Raw genomic sequence first — 15,056 nt, 5'->3', positions numbered from 1 at the left:
CAGAAGGATGGATGTGGGCGGGGAGCGCCGGGCGCCCCCCGCCCCGAGCTCACGGCAACCCGTCGGGGTGCGTCTCGAGCCATTCTGCAGCGGTGTCCGGGTACCAGAGGGTGATGGGCGCCTCGACCGTTTCGGCAGCCTCGCCCGACCCGTCCAGCGCCTTCTCGACCGCCGCCCACGCGAGCTTGCCCACCTCGAGGCCTGAGATGTCCACGACGGCCTTGAGGATGTCGCCCTTTTCGAGCTCGGTCGCGATCTCGGTCGTCATGTCAGACCCGAAGACGAGGATCTGGCCGGCCTTGCCCGCGGTGGAGACGGCCTTGTAGGCGCCGATCGTGGCCCCGCCCGCCTCGCCGTACATGCCGTTGATCTCCGGATTGGCGGTGAGCATCTGCTCGGCGACGGTCACCGCGCGGTCGACCTCGGCGCCCTCCTGGTTGGCCACGATCGTGGCCTCCGGAAGCCCCGCCTCGAGCGCGTCCTGGAATCCCTGCAGGCGCAGCTTGCACACCTCGTACTGTTCGCAGTTCACGACGCCGACCTTCGGGGCGGTGATGCCCGCATCCGTGAACGCCGTGACGGCCGCCTCGCCCAGTTGCGCGCCGAAGCTCACCGGGTCCCCGATGACGTAGGCGCTCACGTACTTCTCGGTGGCCTCGTCGTTGACGCACGTGTTGTAGCAGATGACGGGGATTCCGGCGTCGTAGGCCTGCTTGATCGCCGGCACGCTGCTGTCGGCGGATGCGGCCGAAATGATGATGGCGTTCACCCCGGAGGACACGAGCGTGCTCATGAACTCGCTTTCCTTGGCGACGTCGCCGCCCGGGTTCGTCTCGATGAACTTGACGTCGAACCCACTCTCGTCGGCGGCCGCCTCCACGCCCGCCTTGACTCCGCCGTAGTAGCCCTGGGAGTCGAGGTAGATCGCGCCGATGCGCAGTGCCTGACCCTCTTCGATCGGGGCAGCCGGTCCGCCGCCGTCAGGGGTGCCGGTAGAACAGCCCGCGAGGACGGTGATCGCCGCTGCGGCGGCGGCGATCAGTCCGATGCCGCGCCTGCGTGTCGTGCTGGTCATGATTGCCTCTCTCTCGGATGTTCCGGACGACTGCTCAGTCGCCCGGTATCGACGGCATCGTCGCCGTCGAACGTCGCAATGGCGGCGAGCGCCGCCTGCAGCTCCTTCACCTCGTCGTCGTGCGCGCGCTGCGGATCGTCGACGAAGAGCAGCATGTTGGGCAGGCTCGTGGCGAAGAAGTCGATCTCGACCCTGCTCTGTGCCAACTCGTCGGCGTGGCGTACGAGCTCCGCCCGCAGTTCGCTCGCCCGAGCGTGATCGCCCAGGCGACGGAGCGCCACGATAGCCGACACCGTCCGGATGCTGTACGCCTGGTCTCGCATACCTGCGAAGTCGCTGACGGCCGACGCCGCTTTCTGCCACTCCTGCCGCGCCGCCTCGGTCGCCCCCTGCGCATCGAGCGCGTCGCCCAGTGCCAGATGAAGCGGGGCGGGGTTGGCCAGCGGGTGGCGCGCCTCACCGAGGAAAGCAGGTGGGTCGATCGCAGCTCGCAGGTAGCTCTCCGCCGCGCCAGGATCCGCGCTGTCGGCGGCCAGTCGCGCGTTCACCCGCTCCCACGCACCCAAGACGCGGCCCTCGCCGCCCTCCCACGGCTGAAAGCTCCGCGTGGCGAGAAGCTCCAGAGCCTCCGGCGCACGTCCGAGCTCGGTCAGCAGCTCGGCGAGCGTGACGGTGAGGTCGTCGCGCTGCGACACCACGCCGGGTCGCTCGAGCAGGCGCGCGGCCCGAACGGCGGGATGGTCGCCCCGCCGAGCCGACAGCTCGTCGTATTCGTACCAGAGCTTGGCGTCGTCGGGTGCGAGAGCGAGCGCGGCGCGATAGTGCCCGGCTGCGCTCTCGGAGTCCGCGCGCACGTTGTACGACGCGACGCCCAGGTTGCGGTGGAGGACGACCCGGAGCTCGTCGTCGCTCGTCAGGGTCAGCGCCTGCTCCCACAGCGCGATCGCCTCGTGGCGCCGGCGGCGGTCGTACAGCCAGTGGCCGCGGAGCGCCAGCGCCGCCGGTACGTTCCCAGCAGCGCTCAGCGCCGCGAGGTCCTCCCGTCGCGAGGGCAGGCACCCGGTCGTCTCGAGCGCGCCGGCGCGCACGCGCTCGGCCTCCGCCTCGGGGATGCGGCCCTGCCGTTCGAGCAGGAACGCCCGATGGAAGGCGACCAGGGGGCCGACGGCCACCTGCCCTACCGGCCGGTCGGCGTCGGACGCCTCGGCCAGATCGAGCACGCGCAGCGCATCGTCGTCGAAGCCCGCCCCGGCATATTCCAATGCGACATCCAGCAGGATGGGGGCGTCGGCGGTCATGGGCAGCCCAGCAAGATCGCGTGCCCACTGGTCGAGCGGGTCGCGCTCCAGGACGTCGGCGACGGTGGCCTCCGTCCCGACGTGGCGGAGGATCCGTGCGCGCAGGCACGCCGCCTGGTGGTGGTCCCGGTCGGTGATCCGGTCCAGCGCGCGAAGCGCTTCGTCCCATCTCCCCCGCCGCGACGCAAGGCGAGCGAGCGCCCACGAAGAGGCGTCACGCCACCGCACATCCCACGCCGCGCGGCCGAGGCGCTCCCGCGCCCCCTCATCGTCCCCGACGGCGATGAGGGCGAGACCGAGCCGGTAGAGCCCCTCACCGTCGAGCGGCGTGGGAGTCCATTCCGTCTGACGCTCGACCGCCGTCGTGAGGTGCGCGACCGCGGTCTCGAAGTCGGCGACCTCGTATGCGCGAGCACCCAGCGCGATATGCGAGCCGGTGTGTCCGGGATCCCGTGCGAGGGCCTCCTGCCAGTACGGATCGGGCATCCGCGTCGCGTGGCGGTACTGCTCGAGGTAGCGTCCGATCAGGTACAGCGCCTCGACACCGCCGACGTCCTCGGGGCGCGGCGGCGCAACGGCCGCCGACCGCGTCTGCGGCGCGGGCTCGCGGCGCGCGACGCGCAGCACCTCGGTATCGCCGTCGAAGAGGGTCGCCTCGAACGGCGCGACCCCATCGAGCTCGCGCAGAAGCGGGGCCCCGGGCTCGATGTCCACCGTCTCCGCCAGAACCTCGCGTTCGGCCGCGTCGCGCACGCGCACACGCACGCGCACGCGTTCCGTCGCGGCGATCCCGAGCCGCCGCCCGTGCACCGAGGCCGCCAGTCGCGTGGTCGCCGCCTGCACCGGTCCGATCTGCTGGATCGGATACCAGTACTGGCTGAACGTCTTGGTCTCGCCCGGGGCCAGCCAAGCGAAGTCGGGCTGGTTGTCGGTGTAGACGCCTGCCATGAGTTCGATGTACGGTCCGTCGCCGTCGGTGAGGTTCCGCTCCCACGCCTCGCCGAACCTCGAGTTGCCCCACGTCCACTGCTTCTTGCCCGGGGCGATGTGGCGGTCGGCCCAGTGCACGAATCCGGCGTGACGTCCGTGGTCGTAGCCGCCGAAGAAGTCGTCGCCGGTGGACAGCACCATGTAAGACGTCGGCACCGGGATGTTGCGCCACCAGTCCAGCCGATCGCCGTCGTCGTGGTCGTTGTGCCGACGAGCGGGGTAGTCGACTCCGTAATACCGGTGCGCGTGCGGGAAGGGTGTCACGGCCCGGCGGGCGTGATCGGCGACGAGGGTCACATCCTCGGGGAAGAACGACTGGTAGTCGTCGTTCACCGCGGCGGCCACATTCGCCCACCAGAGGAAGGTCTGGGGCACATCCGTGCGGTTGTACAGGCGCACGCGAGCCTCGATCAGCGCACTGTCGGGGCGCAGGCGGATGCCGTGCATGCCCTTCATGCGCGCGAACGGGTCGTGATCGGAACACCACACCGTCACCGAGCCGTCCGCCTCCCTCTCGATCTCCACGTCGGTCGGGAGGAAGGTGGCGGGCCGGTGATGCTGCGGCCAGTTGAACTCGACACCGCCGGCGATCCAGGGCCCGGTCAGACCGACGAGCGCGGGCTTGATGACGTTGTTGCGGTAGAAGATGTCGTATCCGGCGGCCTTGTCGTACGCGATGTGGATGCGTCCACCGAGCTGCGGAAGGATGACGATGCGCAGCCACGCGTTCTCGAGGTGCACCGCGTCCCAGGAGTAGGGCTCGGGAGTGGGGGAGATGCGCTCGTGGAACGGCAACGGATAGACCCGGCCGCTCGAGCCCTGGTACACGCGGGCGTCGAAGAAGGAGGGGAAACGGTCGGGCTGCTCCGGCAGGTAGCTATCGATGACGAGCGGCTCTCGCCACGCGGCCACGGGGTCAGACGCGACGGACGCGGGAGCATCCGGCAAATCGATCACCGAAGCATGGCTGGACTCCACCCTGAGCATTCCTCCACGCTAGAGCGGTGCCAATTCCCGTGGAATGGCCGATCTGATCGAGATACCTGGACAAAACAATGACTCCGACGCATCATGAGACGTGACGATCAGCGATGGTTTCCCCGGGCAGCGCCTGCACGTGCTCCCTCGCCCCGTCGTGGCCGATGCGCTCACCCGGCCCGGTACGTCGCACCTCGTCGCGACCGACAGCGGGTATTTCCCGCATGCGCGAGCGCACGGGATGACGCGCACCTCGGGTATCGATCAGGCGATCGTCATCGCCTGCACCAAGGGAGCGGGGTGGTGCGAGATCAAGGGCGTTCGCCACGAAGTGGGGCCCGGGAACGTGGTGATCCTTCCGCCGCACGTCCCGCATCGCTACGGTGCCGACCCGGCCGACCCGTGGACGCTGTGGTGGCTCCACGTGGAGGGTCGCGATCTTCTCGAGTTCCTCCATGAGGCCGGCATGACCGCCGACGCGCCGGTGCGTTCCGTGTCGGATGTGTACCGAGTGGTCACGCTCATCGAGGAGGTCGTCGCCCGCATGGCCAGGGACTCGACGCGGGAGAGCCTCGTCGCCGCATCCGGTGCCGCGTGGCACCTGATGGCGGTGCTGTCCTCCGATCGGGTTTCTCAGTCGCCCCGGGCGGCGGCGGTGGAGAATGCACGGGAGTACCTTCGCTCTCACGTGGCTCAGCGCGTCAGTGTCGCCGACCTCGCCGCGCTCAGCGGTATGAGCGCGTCGCACTTCGCCGCACTGTTCCGCAAGCACGCCGGTGTCGCGGTCCTTCAGTTCCACACTCAGCTGCGCATGGATCGCGCTCGAGCGCTGCTGGACACCACTGACCGGACGGTCGCGCAGATCGCCGAGGATGTCGGCTACGACGATCCGTTCTACTTCTCACGGATCTTCCGCAAGACCCACGGCGTCGCTCCGCTGGAGTACCGGCGCCAGCACAAGGGGTGACCCCCCGTCACTTGCGTGAATCGGCTGCTAAATCTCCCGATTTAGCAGCCGATTCACGCAAGTCGGGCGGGTCAGGCCGCGCGGGCCTCGCTGAGCTCCCCGGCGGGGACATAGCGCCGGATCAGGCCGGTGAACGCGTCGAGGTAGGACCGGAGGAAGGCCGCCGTCGTCTCGTCGGTGACCTCGCCGGCGTCGGTGAACAGGCCGGGGTGCGACTGGACGAAGCCCTCGGGCTGCCCGAGCGTCGGTGCGTTGTAGTGGCTCAGGATCGCCTTGAGATGCTGCTGCGCGGCGGCGGTGGAGATGGGTCCGCCCGAGGTCCCGATGACGGCGGTCGGCTTGCCGTCGAAGGACGTCTGCCCGTACGGCCGGGCGCTCCAGTCGAGGGCGTTCTTCAGCACGCCCGGGATCGAGCGGCTGTACTCGGGGGTCACGATGATCACACCGTCGACATCCGCGATCGCCTGCTTGAAGTCGCGCGCGACCTGCGGGAAGTCGGCGTCGTGATCGGGCGAATAGAACGGGAGGTCCGTGATCGGGATCTCGACCAGGGTCACGTGATCGGGCGCCACAGACTCCAGCGCCTTCGCTAGACGCCGGTTGATGGACGTGCTCGAGATGCTGCCGACGATGTATCCGATGGTGAACGAGGTCACAGAGAACATTCCTTTCGCGGGGAACCAGGGTCACCGACGTCAACGCCGCCACCGCCGATCTATTCCCGCGCATGTTTCTCTCTCCCCCGGGAGACGGATGCGGCATCACGGCGCCCGCCCGTAGCGTTGGAGGCATGGCCCCGCTCTCTTCCGCGCAGCAGCGCGCCGACATCGCTTTGGCGGCGGTGCTGTTCGTCGGCGCGCTCCTCAGCGCCGTCCTGTCGGCCGTCGCGGGCATCTACGGTGCGGAGCAGGCCGACCTCGCGTGGGCCGTGGCCTATGCGTTCGTCCTCGCCGTGCCGCTCGCGCTGCGGCGGCGGTGGCCCGCCACCGTGGCGGTCGTCGTCTCGGTGGCCTACTTCGCGGCCGTCACCCTGCGCGTTCCCGAGCTGTACGCCGGCAACATCGCGATGTTCATCGCCCTGTACACGGTCGGTGCGTGGTCGGAGAACCGCCGACGCGCGATGATCGTGCGCGTCGCCATCATCGCCGCCATGTTCGTGTGGCTCACCGTCATCATGTACCAGGATGCGACGCTGCCGGCCGACCAGCTCGAGGACGGCGGCATGTCGCGCGTCGGCGCGTTCTCCCCCTACGTCGCCTACTCGCTGCTGATGCTCCTCATCAACGTGCTGTACTTCGCCGGCGCCTACTACTTCGGCGAGCGCGCCTTCGCGCAGCGCACGGCTCGCTCCGCGCTCGAGGAGCGAACGGCCGAGCTGGAGCGCGAACGCGAGGTCACCGCCGCGCAGGCCGTCGCGCTCGATCGCGTGCGCATCGCACGCGAGCTCCACGATGTCGTCGCTCACCACGTGTCGCTCATGGGCGTGCAGGCGGGAGCCGCACGGGCTGTCATGGCAGCCGATCCGGCGCAGGCCGGCGGCATCCTCGAGGGTGTCGAATCGTCGGCGCGCGACGCGCTGGGCGAGCTGCGACACCTCCTCGAGACCCTCCGCACCCCCGACGCCGGCCCCGACACCGGAAGCGCCCCGTACGGGCTCGCGGCGCTTCCCGCGCTCGTCGAGGAGGCGGATGCGGCGGGTCTCGCTACCACGCTCACCGTCGTCGGCGAGCCGTCGGCGGTGCCCGATCTGGTGCAGTTGAACCTCTTCCGCATCGCGCAGGAGGCCCTGACGAACGCCCGCCGTCACGCCGGCCCGGATGCCACCGCCGATGTGCGCGTGCGGTACGGCGCCGGGGCGATCGAACTGGAGGTCTCGAACACCGGCCGGGTCGGACCGGCACGCCCTGGGCTCGGGCAGGTGGGGATGCGCGAGCGTGCCGCCGCCTCGGGCGGAACGATCGAGATGGGCCCGCGGCCTCGCGGCAGCGGCTACCTCGTCCGCACGCGCATCCCGCTTCCCGAGCGGACCGTCGCCGATGCCTGAGATCCGCGTGCTGCTGGTGGATGACCACGCGATGATGCGCGCCGGATTCCGCACGATCTTGTCGGTGCAGGACGACATCACCGTCGTCGGCGAGGCAGCGACCGGCGCGGAGGCCCTCACCGCCGCATCCGCGTTGCACCCCGACGTCATCTGCATGGATGTGCAGATGCCCGACATGGACGGCCTCGAGGCCACGCGCCGCCTGTCGGCCGACCCCGGCAACGACGCCGCCGTCCTGATCGTGACGACGTTCGATCGCGACGACTACCTCTTCGCCGCCCTCGCCGCAGGCGCGAGCGGATTCTTGTTGAAGAACGCCGGCCCCGAGGAGCTGGTGTCGGCCGTGCGGGTCGTCGCGAGCGGCGACGCCCTCCTCGCCCCGGAAGTGACCCGGCGCGTGATCGAGCGGTTCGCGGGCGGCGCCGCGCCGGCGGCATCCGCGCCCCCGCTGCAGCTGGCCGATCCGCTCACCGACCGCGAAGCGGAGGTGCTCCGCCTCATGGCGGAGGCGCTCAGCAACGCCGAGATCGCCGCGCGCCTGTACATCGGCGAGGCGACAGTGAAGACGCACGTGTCGAACGTGCTGCAGAAGCTCGGGGCCCGCGACCGCGTGCAAGCGGTCGTGCTCGCCCACCGCTCGGGCCTGGCGTAGTCGCCCTTCGTCTCGGTCGCTGCGCTCCCTCGCTCAGGGACCGGTGCGCCGAGCGAGAGCGCGCGCACCCCGGACGCGGAGCGAGCGCGCGGGTCCCGGGCGCTGAGCGCGCACCCCGGACGCTGAGCGAGCGCAGCGAGACGAAGCGCCTCCCCCGCTCGACGGAGGCGGCGAACCCACCCGGGGAGGGATGCCTCCTCGCCCCCGCGTCCGTAGCGTGAGAGCACGCGATCCAAGGAGGAGACGTGCTCGAACTGAGCGGCATCACCAAGAGCTACGGCGGACGCCGCGTGCTCGACGACGTCGGGTTCACCGTCGCCGACCGGCGCCTCACCGGCTTCGTCGGCGGCAACGGCGCCGGCAAGACCACGACGATGCGCATCGCGCTCGGCGTGCTCGCCAAGGACGCGGGCTCGGTGCGCCTGGACGGCACCGAGGCGACCACGGCCGATCGGCGGCGCTTCGGCTACATGCCGGAGGAGCGCGGCCTGTACCCGAAGATGAAGGTGGGCGAGCACATCGCCTACCTCGCGCGGCTCCACGGCTACAGCAAAGCGGATGCGACCCAGAACGCTGAGGCGCTCCTCGACCGGCTCGGGCTGTCCGAGCGCCTGGGCGACTACGTCGAAACGCTGTCGCTGGGCAATCAGCAGCGCGCGCAGATCGCGGCAGCGCTCGTGCACGAGCCCGAGGTCCTCATCCTCGACGAGCCGTTCTCCGGACTCGACCCGCTCGCGGTCGACGTCGTCGCGGGCGTGCTGCAGGAGCGCGCGGCATCCGGAGCAGCCGTGCTTTTCTCATCGCACCAGCTCGACGTCGTCGAGCGCCTCTGCGACGACCTCGTCATCATCGCCGACGGCACGATCCGCGCCGCGGGCTCCCGCGACGCCCTGCGCGCCGAGCACTCCGGCCGCCGCTACGAGCTCGTCTCGCGCGGAGACGCCGGCTGGGTGCGCGAGCAGCCCGGCATCGACGTGGTCGACTTCGACGGCGGCTACGCGCTCTTCGACGCCACCGACGACGAGGCCGCGCAGCGGGTGCTGCGCCGCGCCGTCGACCGCGGAGACGTCGCGAGTTTCGCCCCGCAGCATCCGACCCTCGCCGAGATCTTCAAGGAGGTCATCGCATGAACGCCCCCCGAACCTCCCCCTCCGAACTCCAGGGCGTATGGCTCGTCGCCGAGCGTGAGATCGGCTCGAAGCTGCGCAGCAAGGCGTTCGTCATCTCGACCGCCATCCTGCTGCTGGTCGCCCTCGCCGCCGTCCTGTGGGGCGGCTTCGCCGCGAACTCCGGCGGAGACGGCACGCCGGTCGCCGTCACGAGCGCGACCGAGGCCGATGTGAAGGGCGTCGACGGGCTCGACGTCACCGTCGCCGACAGCGCGGATGCCGCCACCGCCCTCGTCGAAGACGGCACCGTCGATGCGGCCCTGCTCCCCGATGACTCCACGCCGTTCGGGTACAAGATCGTCGCCGACGACAGCGTCCCGAGCGGTCTGATGGCGGCGCTCAGCCAGTCGCCGCCGGTGGAGCTCCTCGACCCCGACGGCGCGACCGACGGGATCCTCCGCTACTTCGTCGCGCTCGGGTTCGGCATCGTCTTCCTCATGGCGGCCTCGACGTTCGGCTCGACGATCGCGATGAGCGTGGTCGAGGAGAAGCAGACGCGCGTCGTCGAGATCCTCATCTCGGCCATCCCCGTCCGCACCCTTCTGGCCGGAAAGGTCGTGGGCAACACCATCCTGGCGATGGCGCAGATCGCCGCCCTCGCCGCGATCGCCGTGGTCGGCCTGTCGGTGACCGGGCAGTCCGCGGTGCTGGCGGGGCTCGGTGCACCACTGGTGTGGTTCGCGGTGTTCTTCTTCTTCGGCTTCGTGCTGCTGGCGTCGCTCTTCGCCGCGGCGGGAGCGATGGTCTCGCGCCAGGAGGACATCGGCTCCACCACGACGCCGCTGACGATGCTCATCATGGTCCCGTACTTCCTGGTGATCTTCTTCAACGACAATCCCCTCGTGCTCGGCATCATGTCGTACGTGCCGTTCTCGGCACCGGTGGGGATGCCGCTGCGTCTGTACCTCGGCACCGCCCAGTGGTGGGAGCCGGTGGTGTCGCTGATCCTCCTCATCGCGACGTGCGTCGCGGCGATCTGGGTGGGCGCACGCATCTACCGCAACTCGCTCCTTCGGATGGGGGCGCGCGTGAAGCTCGCCGAGGCCCTGCGCGGCTGACGACACACACGGGGAGGCGCACGGGTTCCGGGCGCCTCCCCGTCGCGTCGCTAGGGTGAAGCCATGGCGGCGGATGCAGAGACCACGACCTTGATCATCCTCGGAGCATCCGGCGACCTCACGTCGCGACTGCTCCTCCCGGCTCTCGGGCAGCTGATCGCCCGGGAGTCCTCCCGCAGCATCCGGCTGCGCGGGGCGGGGATCGAGGAGGTCACCGACGACGCGTGGCGCGACATCGTGCGGACGGCCTTCGCGACGACCGACACCGCGTCGGCGTTCGACGCGGTGTCCGACACGACCTACACGCAGGCCGACATCACGTCGGAGGCCGACCTCAAGGCACTTCTCGACGGGAACGAGGGCCGCGTCGCCCTGTACTTCGCCGTGCCACCGGGGATCGCCGTGAAGGCATGCGAGGCGCTGACCCGCGTCGACGTGCCCGAGGGCCTGATCCTGGCTCTGGAGAAGCCGTTCGGCAGCGACGAGGCCAGCGCGCACGAGCTCAACGAGACGCTCGTGAAGATCGTGCCCGAGGCCCAGATCTTCCGCATCGACCACTTCCTCGGCCGTTCCACCACGCTCAACCTGGTCGGCGTGCGGGTCGCGAACCGGCTCATCGAGCCCGTGTGGTCGGCGGAGCACATCGAGTCCGTGCTCATCCGGTACGACGAGACGCTGGGACTGGAGGGCCGGGCGGGTTACTACGATCACGCCGGTGCCCTCATCGACATGATCCAGAGCCACCTGCTGCAGGTGCTGGCGATCCTCGCGCTCGAGCCCCCCGCGTCGCTCGACGAGAAGGACTTCCGGGATGCCACGGCAGCGGTGCTGCGCGCCACGCACCTGTGGGACGACGACCCGAAGACCTCGTCGCGGCGCGCCCGCTACACCGCCGGCACCATCGACGGGCGGCAGCTCCCGTCTTACGTCGACGAACCCGGCGTGAACGCGGCCAACAACACCGAGACCCTCGCGGAGATGACGGTGGAGGTACGCACGGAGCGCTGGGCCGGTGTGCCGATCACGCTGCGCTCGGGCAAGGCGCTCGACGACGCCGACCGCGAGGTCATCATCCGGTTCCGCCCGGTGCGCCACCTTCCCGACGGGCTGACCGGCAGCATGGCGCCGTCGGTGCTGCGCTTCTCGCTCGGCCCCGACCGGGTCGCTCTCGAGCTCAACCTCAACGGCGGCGACGACCCGTTCGAACTGGAGCGCGCCTCCCTTCGTGCCGATCTCGGCGACGGCGCCCTGAAGGCCTACGCCGAAGTGCTCTCCGGAATCCTCGACGGCGACGCCACGCTCGCCGTGCGCGGCGACGCGGCCGAGCAGTGCTGGCGCATCGTGCAGCCCGTCCTCGCCGCGTGGCGCAGCGGCGACGTCCCCCTGGACGAGTACCCCGCCGGCACGGACGGCCCCGGCACCTGGCCGAAGCACCCCGACGGGGTGCTCGCCGTCGACTGAACCGCTCCCGGCGCGTCAGCCCGGCGCGCTCTCGCGGAACACGATCGTGAAGTCGACCGTGCGGCGCCGCTGGTCGTCGATCGGACCGCCCATGCGGTCCGTCAGCAGGTCGAGGGTCTCGGAGACGAGCGCGGCGGTGTCGGCTGCGACGCTCGTCAGCGACGGCACGGTGCTCGCGGTGAGCTCGATGGCGTCCCATCCGATGACGGCGACGTCGGTGGGGACGTCCAGGCCCGCCAGCCGGAGCGCCCGCAGGGCGCCGAGAGCGGCGAGGTCGTCGCGGCAGAGCAGCGCGTCCAACTCGAGTCCTGCCGCGAGCGCGTTCGTCAGGGCCTCTTCGCCACCTCTCGCGTCGCCCCGCTCGCGCGGAACGAGGAGCGCGTCGTCGCGGCGGATGCCGGCACGGTCGAGGGCGCGCGCGTACCCTTCGAGCCGGAGTGCGGATGTGCGACCGACGGCGCCGATCTCGTGCCCGAGGAACGCGATGCGGCGCCGTCCGAGGACGTCGATCAGATGCGTGACGGCGGCATCGGCGGCGGCGACGTTGTCGATGGCGACGTGATCGGTTCCCGGCGGCGGCGGGTCTTCGCCGAGGAAGACGACGGGAGCGTCGCGGTCGAGGCGGTCGAGCTCGGAGGACGACAGCGCCTGCGGGTACAGGATGACGCCGTCGACGAGACCCACCTCGCGGTCGTGCAGCGCCGAGCGCTCGCCCTCCGCCGTCCCGCCGGTCTCCTCCAGCAGGAGGCGATAGCCCCGCTCCGCGCTGATGCGGGCGAACGCGTGCGCCAACTCCGCGAAGTAGGGCCGTCGGAGGTCCGGGATCGCCAGCGCGAGCATCCCCGACCGGCCGGTGGCGAGGCGCCGGCCCGAGAGGTTCGGGCGGTAGCCGAGGGCGTCGATCGCGGCCTGGACGCGCTCGCGCATCGCGGGGCTCACATGCCGGTAGCCGCGGACGACGTTGGACACCGTCTTCATCGACACGCCGGCCTGCGTCGCCACATCCTGCAGCGTCGCCCTCGGCCCCCTCACCCCGTCAGACTAGCCGCTTGACGATGATTTACAGCGCTGTAAAATATGCGGATGAGCCCCGCGACGTCGCACCCCTCTCTGTCCGCTCGCGCCGCCGAGGTGCCGCGGGCCTCGCGGCAGGACGGCGCCTACCCCCGCCCTCAGCTGCTCCGGGCGGCGTGGCAGAACCTCGACGGCGTGTGGGCGTTCCGTGTCGACGACGACGGGGTGGGGGATGCCGACGGGTGGCCCGACGGATTCGACACCGACCAGCAGATCGTCGTGCCCTTCCCCCCGGAGTCACCCGCCAGCGGCATCGCGCACGACGGCTTCCACCCAGTCGTGTGGTACTCGCGCACGATCTCGCCCGAGGACCTTCGCAACGCCGGCTACGACGCCGACCGCCCCCGCGTGCTGCTGCACTTCGGGGCCGTCGACTACCGCGCCGAGGTGTGGATCGACGGTCGCCGTGCCGGCTCCCACGAGGGCGGCCACACGCCGTTCACGCTGGATGTCACCGAACTCGTCCGTTCGGGGGGACCGCACCTCCTGGTGGTGCGCGCGGAGGACGACCCCCACGACATGACCCAGCCGCGCGGTAAGCAGGACTGGCACGAAGACGCCCACGCCATCTGGTACCGACGCACCACCGGGATCTGGCAGACGGTGTGGCTCGAGGCCGTGCCCTCGATCAGCATCGAGCACGTGTCATGGCTGCCGGCCGGGCACACCGCGGTCGAGCTTCGCGTGCGCCTGCGAGGAGTCGCGCCTGCCGGAACGCGCCTGTCGGTGGCGCTCGACTTCGACGAAAGCGGCGAGGATCTCGGGCAACTGGATGTCGACGTACCCGCCGGCGCCCGCCGCATCCGCGTGGACGTCCCTCTTGCGCGCCAGCACAACGGGCAGGCCGAAGACGAGCTGACCTGGTCGCCCGAGCATCCGCGGCTCGTCGACGCGACGATCGTGCTGTCCGACGGCGACTGCGGCGACACGATCGCCTCCTACCTCGGCGTGCGGACGGTGGGGACCCGACGCGGCGCCTTCCTGCTCAACGGCAGCCCCTACGACGTTCGCTCGGTGCTCAATCAGGGGTTCTGGCCCGAGAGTCACCTCGCCGCGCCGTCGCCCGAGGCGCTCCGCCGGGAGGTGGAGCTGATCAAGGACCTCGGCTTCACGGCATGCCGCATCCACCAGAAGGTCGAAGACCCGAGGTTCCTCTACTGGGCCGACCGCCTGGGGCTGCTCGTATGGGGGGAGGCGCCCGCCGCCTACGAGTTCGCACCGATCGCCGTGCACCGGCTGACCCGGGAGTGGATGGAGGCTGTCGACCGCGACATCTCCCACCCGTCGATCGTCACGTGGGTGCCCTTCAACGAATCGTGGGGGATTCAGCACGTCGCCGACGATCCCGCGCAGCAGGCGTACTCGCGGGCGCTCTCCGATCTGACGCGGGCCCTCGACCCCTCGCGCCCGGTCATCTCGAACGACGGGTGGGAGCAGCAGAACACCGACCTCCTCACGGTGCACGACTACGAGGGCGACGGCGCCGCGCTCGCGCACACGTACGCCGACGGCGCCGCCCGGAAGCGGATCCTCGACCGGCTGGCACCGTCGGGGCGGATGCAGCTGGTCGGCGGGGCGTCGGATGCCGGCCAGCCCGTCATGCTGACCGAGTTCGGCGGGATCGGCTTCCAACCCGCCGGCGAGCGCGCCGACGGGTGGGGGTACACGACCGCGGCAGACGACGAAGACTGGCTCGCCCGCATCCGCTCGCTCTACGAGGCGACGCGTGCCAGCGACCTCCTCGCCGGCACCTGCTACACGCAGCTGACCGACACCATGCAGGAGACGAACGGCCTGTTGACGGCCGAGCGCACGCCGAAGGTGCCCATCGCCGATCTCCGGCGCGCGATCACCGGGAAGGGGTAGCTGCCGTCACTCGTTCGCCACGACCGACAGCACGTTTCCGGCCGGGTCGCGGAACCACGCGATCAGCGGGCCGCCCTCGCGCATGATGCCCTTCGAGTCGGTGGGAAACTCCGCGTCGTCGTAGATCTTCGTCTCGACGCCGCGGGAGCGCAGGTCGTCGACCGCCGACTCGACGTCGTCGACGGCGAAGTTCAAGATCGTGAAGCTCGCCGGCTCGTGGTGCGGTTTCGGGTAGACGATGACATGGCCGCCGGAGCCCAGGACGAGCTCCAGCATCCCCATCGCGTTCTCCCGCACCTCGAGACCGAGCGTGTCGGCGTAGAACGCGCGTGCGGCGGCGAGGTCGTCGACGGCGAAGCCGCTGAAAGCCTGTGCGGGTGTGAACATGCTGACCTCCGTCCGGGGCGCGTCAGGCCCGCTTTCG

At 70.5% G+C, this 15,056-nt stretch carries 12 protein-coding genes; 7 read left to right on the top strand and 5 right to left on the bottom strand.

All coding sequences use genetic code 11. From position 1 onward, the window contains the following. Positions 1 to 49 precede the first annotated feature (49 nt). Together ACTU3I_RS03020 and ACTU3I_RS03015 are read right to left on the bottom strand one after the other, a co-directional pair. Complete coding sequence (locus tag ACTU3I_RS03020) at positions 50 to 1,075, bottom strand: substrate-binding domain-containing protein (protein ID WP_442924134.1); 1,026 nt, start codon at positions 1,073 to 1,075, stop codon at positions 50 to 52. Beyond that, entirely contained in the window at positions 1,072 to 4,350 is a 3,279-nt protein-coding gene (locus tag ACTU3I_RS03015) for a DUF5107 domain-containing protein (protein WP_442924133.1), read from the bottom strand. The genes ACTU3I_RS03020 and ACTU3I_RS03015 overlap by 4 nt, the downstream gene beginning before the upstream one ends. A 91-nt stretch (positions 4,351 to 4,441) precedes the next feature. Here ACTU3I_RS03015 and ACTU3I_RS03010 point away from each other — a divergent pair, with 91 nt between their 5' ends. Further along, on the top strand, positions 4,442 to 5,308 hold the full coding sequence (locus tag ACTU3I_RS03010; RefSeq protein WP_442924132.1) for an AraC family transcriptional regulator: 867 nt from the start codon (positions 4,442 to 4,444) through the stop codon (positions 5,306 to 5,308). A 71-nt stretch (positions 5,309 to 5,379) separates the two neighbouring features. On the opposite strand, the gene ACTU3I_RS03005 is transcribed toward ACTU3I_RS03010, so the two are convergent. Then, positions 5,380 to 5,964: an NADPH-dependent FMN reductase gene (locus tag ACTU3I_RS03005; protein ID WP_442924131.1), complete on the bottom strand. Its 585-nt coding sequence runs from the start codon at positions 5,962 to 5,964 to the stop codon at positions 5,380 to 5,382. Positions 5,965 to 6,098: 134 nt separating this feature from the next. On the opposite strand from ACTU3I_RS03005, the gene ACTU3I_RS03000 reads away from it, so the two are divergent. The 5 genes from ACTU3I_RS03000 (at position 6,099) to ACTU3I_RS02980 (ending at position 11,692) form a co-directional block, all read left to right on the top strand. Beyond that, positions 6,099 to 7,352 (top strand): sensor histidine kinase, encoded by a 1,254-nt coding sequence (locus tag ACTU3I_RS03000; RefSeq protein ID WP_442924130.1) that lies wholly within the window; start codon positions 6,099 to 6,101, stop codon positions 7,350 to 7,352. Beyond that, on the top strand, positions 7,345 to 8,004 hold the full coding sequence (locus tag ACTU3I_RS02995; RefSeq protein ID WP_442924129.1) for a response regulator: 660 nt from the start codon (positions 7,345 to 7,347) through the stop codon (positions 8,002 to 8,004). Before ACTU3I_RS03000 ends, ACTU3I_RS02995 begins: the two co-directional genes overlap by 8 nt. 245 nt (positions 8,005 to 8,249) lie before the next feature. Continuing rightward, positions 8,250 to 9,134, top strand: coding sequence for an ABC transporter ATP-binding protein (locus ACTU3I_RS02990; protein ID WP_442924128.1), 885 nt, complete (start codon positions 8,250 to 8,252; stop codon positions 9,132 to 9,134). Continuing rightward, positions 9,131 to 10,231, top strand: a complete 1,101-nt coding sequence (locus ACTU3I_RS02985) for an ABC transporter permease (protein ID WP_442924127.1) — start codon at positions 9,131 to 9,133, stop codon at positions 10,229 to 10,231. The genes ACTU3I_RS02990 and ACTU3I_RS02985 overlap by 4 nt, the downstream gene beginning before the upstream one ends. Before the next feature lie 63 nt (positions 10,232 to 10,294). Continuing rightward, the gene (locus tag ACTU3I_RS02980) at positions 10,295 to 11,692 is read left to right on the top strand and encodes a glucose-6-phosphate dehydrogenase (RefSeq protein ID WP_442924126.1); all 1,398 of its coding nucleotides are present in this window, start codon (positions 10,295 to 10,297) and stop codon (positions 11,690 to 11,692) included. Positions 11,693 to 11,707: 15 nt separating this feature from the next. Here the strand turns inward: ACTU3I_RS02980 and ACTU3I_RS02975 are convergent, their stop codons facing one another. Continuing rightward, the gene (locus ACTU3I_RS02975) at positions 11,708 to 12,724 is read right to left on the bottom strand and encodes a LacI family DNA-binding transcriptional regulator (protein ID WP_442924125.1); all 1,017 of its coding nucleotides are present in this window, start codon (positions 12,722 to 12,724) and stop codon (positions 11,708 to 11,710) included. 51 nt (positions 12,725 to 12,775) lie between these two features. Between ACTU3I_RS02975 and ACTU3I_RS02970 the strand changes: the two genes are divergently transcribed. Then, on the top strand, positions 12,776 to 14,632 hold the full coding sequence (locus ACTU3I_RS02970; RefSeq protein ID WP_442924124.1) for a glycoside hydrolase family 2 protein: 1,857 nt from the start codon (positions 12,776 to 12,778) through the stop codon (positions 14,630 to 14,632). 6 nt (positions 14,633 to 14,638) lie between these two features. Here ACTU3I_RS02970 and ACTU3I_RS02965 read toward each other — a convergent pair whose 3' ends face one another. Next, positions 14,639 to 15,019 (bottom strand): VOC family protein, encoded by a 381-nt coding sequence (locus ACTU3I_RS02965; protein ID WP_442924123.1) that lies wholly within the window; start codon positions 15,017 to 15,019, stop codon positions 14,639 to 14,641. Positions 15,020 to 15,056: the final 37 nt, after the last annotated feature.

The sequence above is a fragment of the Microbacterium sp. RD1 genome, from assembly GCF_052220165.1.
Classification (GTDB): domain Bacteria; phylum Actinomycetota; class Actinomycetes; order Actinomycetales; family Microbacteriaceae; genus Microbacterium.
This window is presented reverse-complemented; position numbering and strand designations above follow the sequence as displayed.

What these genes read in the sequence shown, in the direction of transcription:
- ACTU3I_RS03000 (WP_442924130.1), top strand. Translation starts at nt 6,099, where the DNA reads ATGGCCCCGCTCTCTTCCGCGCAGCAGCGCGCCGACATCGCTTTGGCG.
- ACTU3I_RS02980 (WP_442924126.1), top strand. Translation starts at nt 10,295, where the DNA reads ATGGCGGCGGATGCAGAGACCACGACCTTGATCATCCTCGGAGCATCC.
- ACTU3I_RS02970 (WP_442924124.1), top strand. Translation starts at nt 12,776, where the DNA reads ATGAGCCCCGCGACGTCGCACCCCTCTCTGTCCGCTCGCGCCGCCGAG.
- ACTU3I_RS02985 (WP_442924127.1), top strand. Translation starts at nt 9,131, where the DNA reads ATGAACGCCCCCCGAACCTCCCCCTCCGAACTCCAGGGCGTATGGCTC.
- ACTU3I_RS02965 (WP_442924123.1), bottom strand. Translation starts at nt 15,019, where the DNA reads ATGTTCACACCCGCACAGGCTTTCAGCGGCTTCGCCGTCGACGACCTC.
- ACTU3I_RS02995 (WP_442924129.1), top strand. Translation starts at nt 7,345, where the DNA reads ATGCCTGAGATCCGCGTGCTGCTGGTGGATGACCACGCGATGATGCGC.
- ACTU3I_RS03020 (WP_442924134.1), bottom strand. Translation starts at nt 1,075, where the DNA reads ATGACCAGCACGACACGCAGGCGCGGCATCGGACTGATCGCCGCCGCC.
- ACTU3I_RS03015 (WP_442924133.1), bottom strand. Translation starts at nt 4,350, where the DNA reads ATGCTCAGGGTGGAGTCCAGCCATGCTTCGGTGATCGATTTGCCGGAT.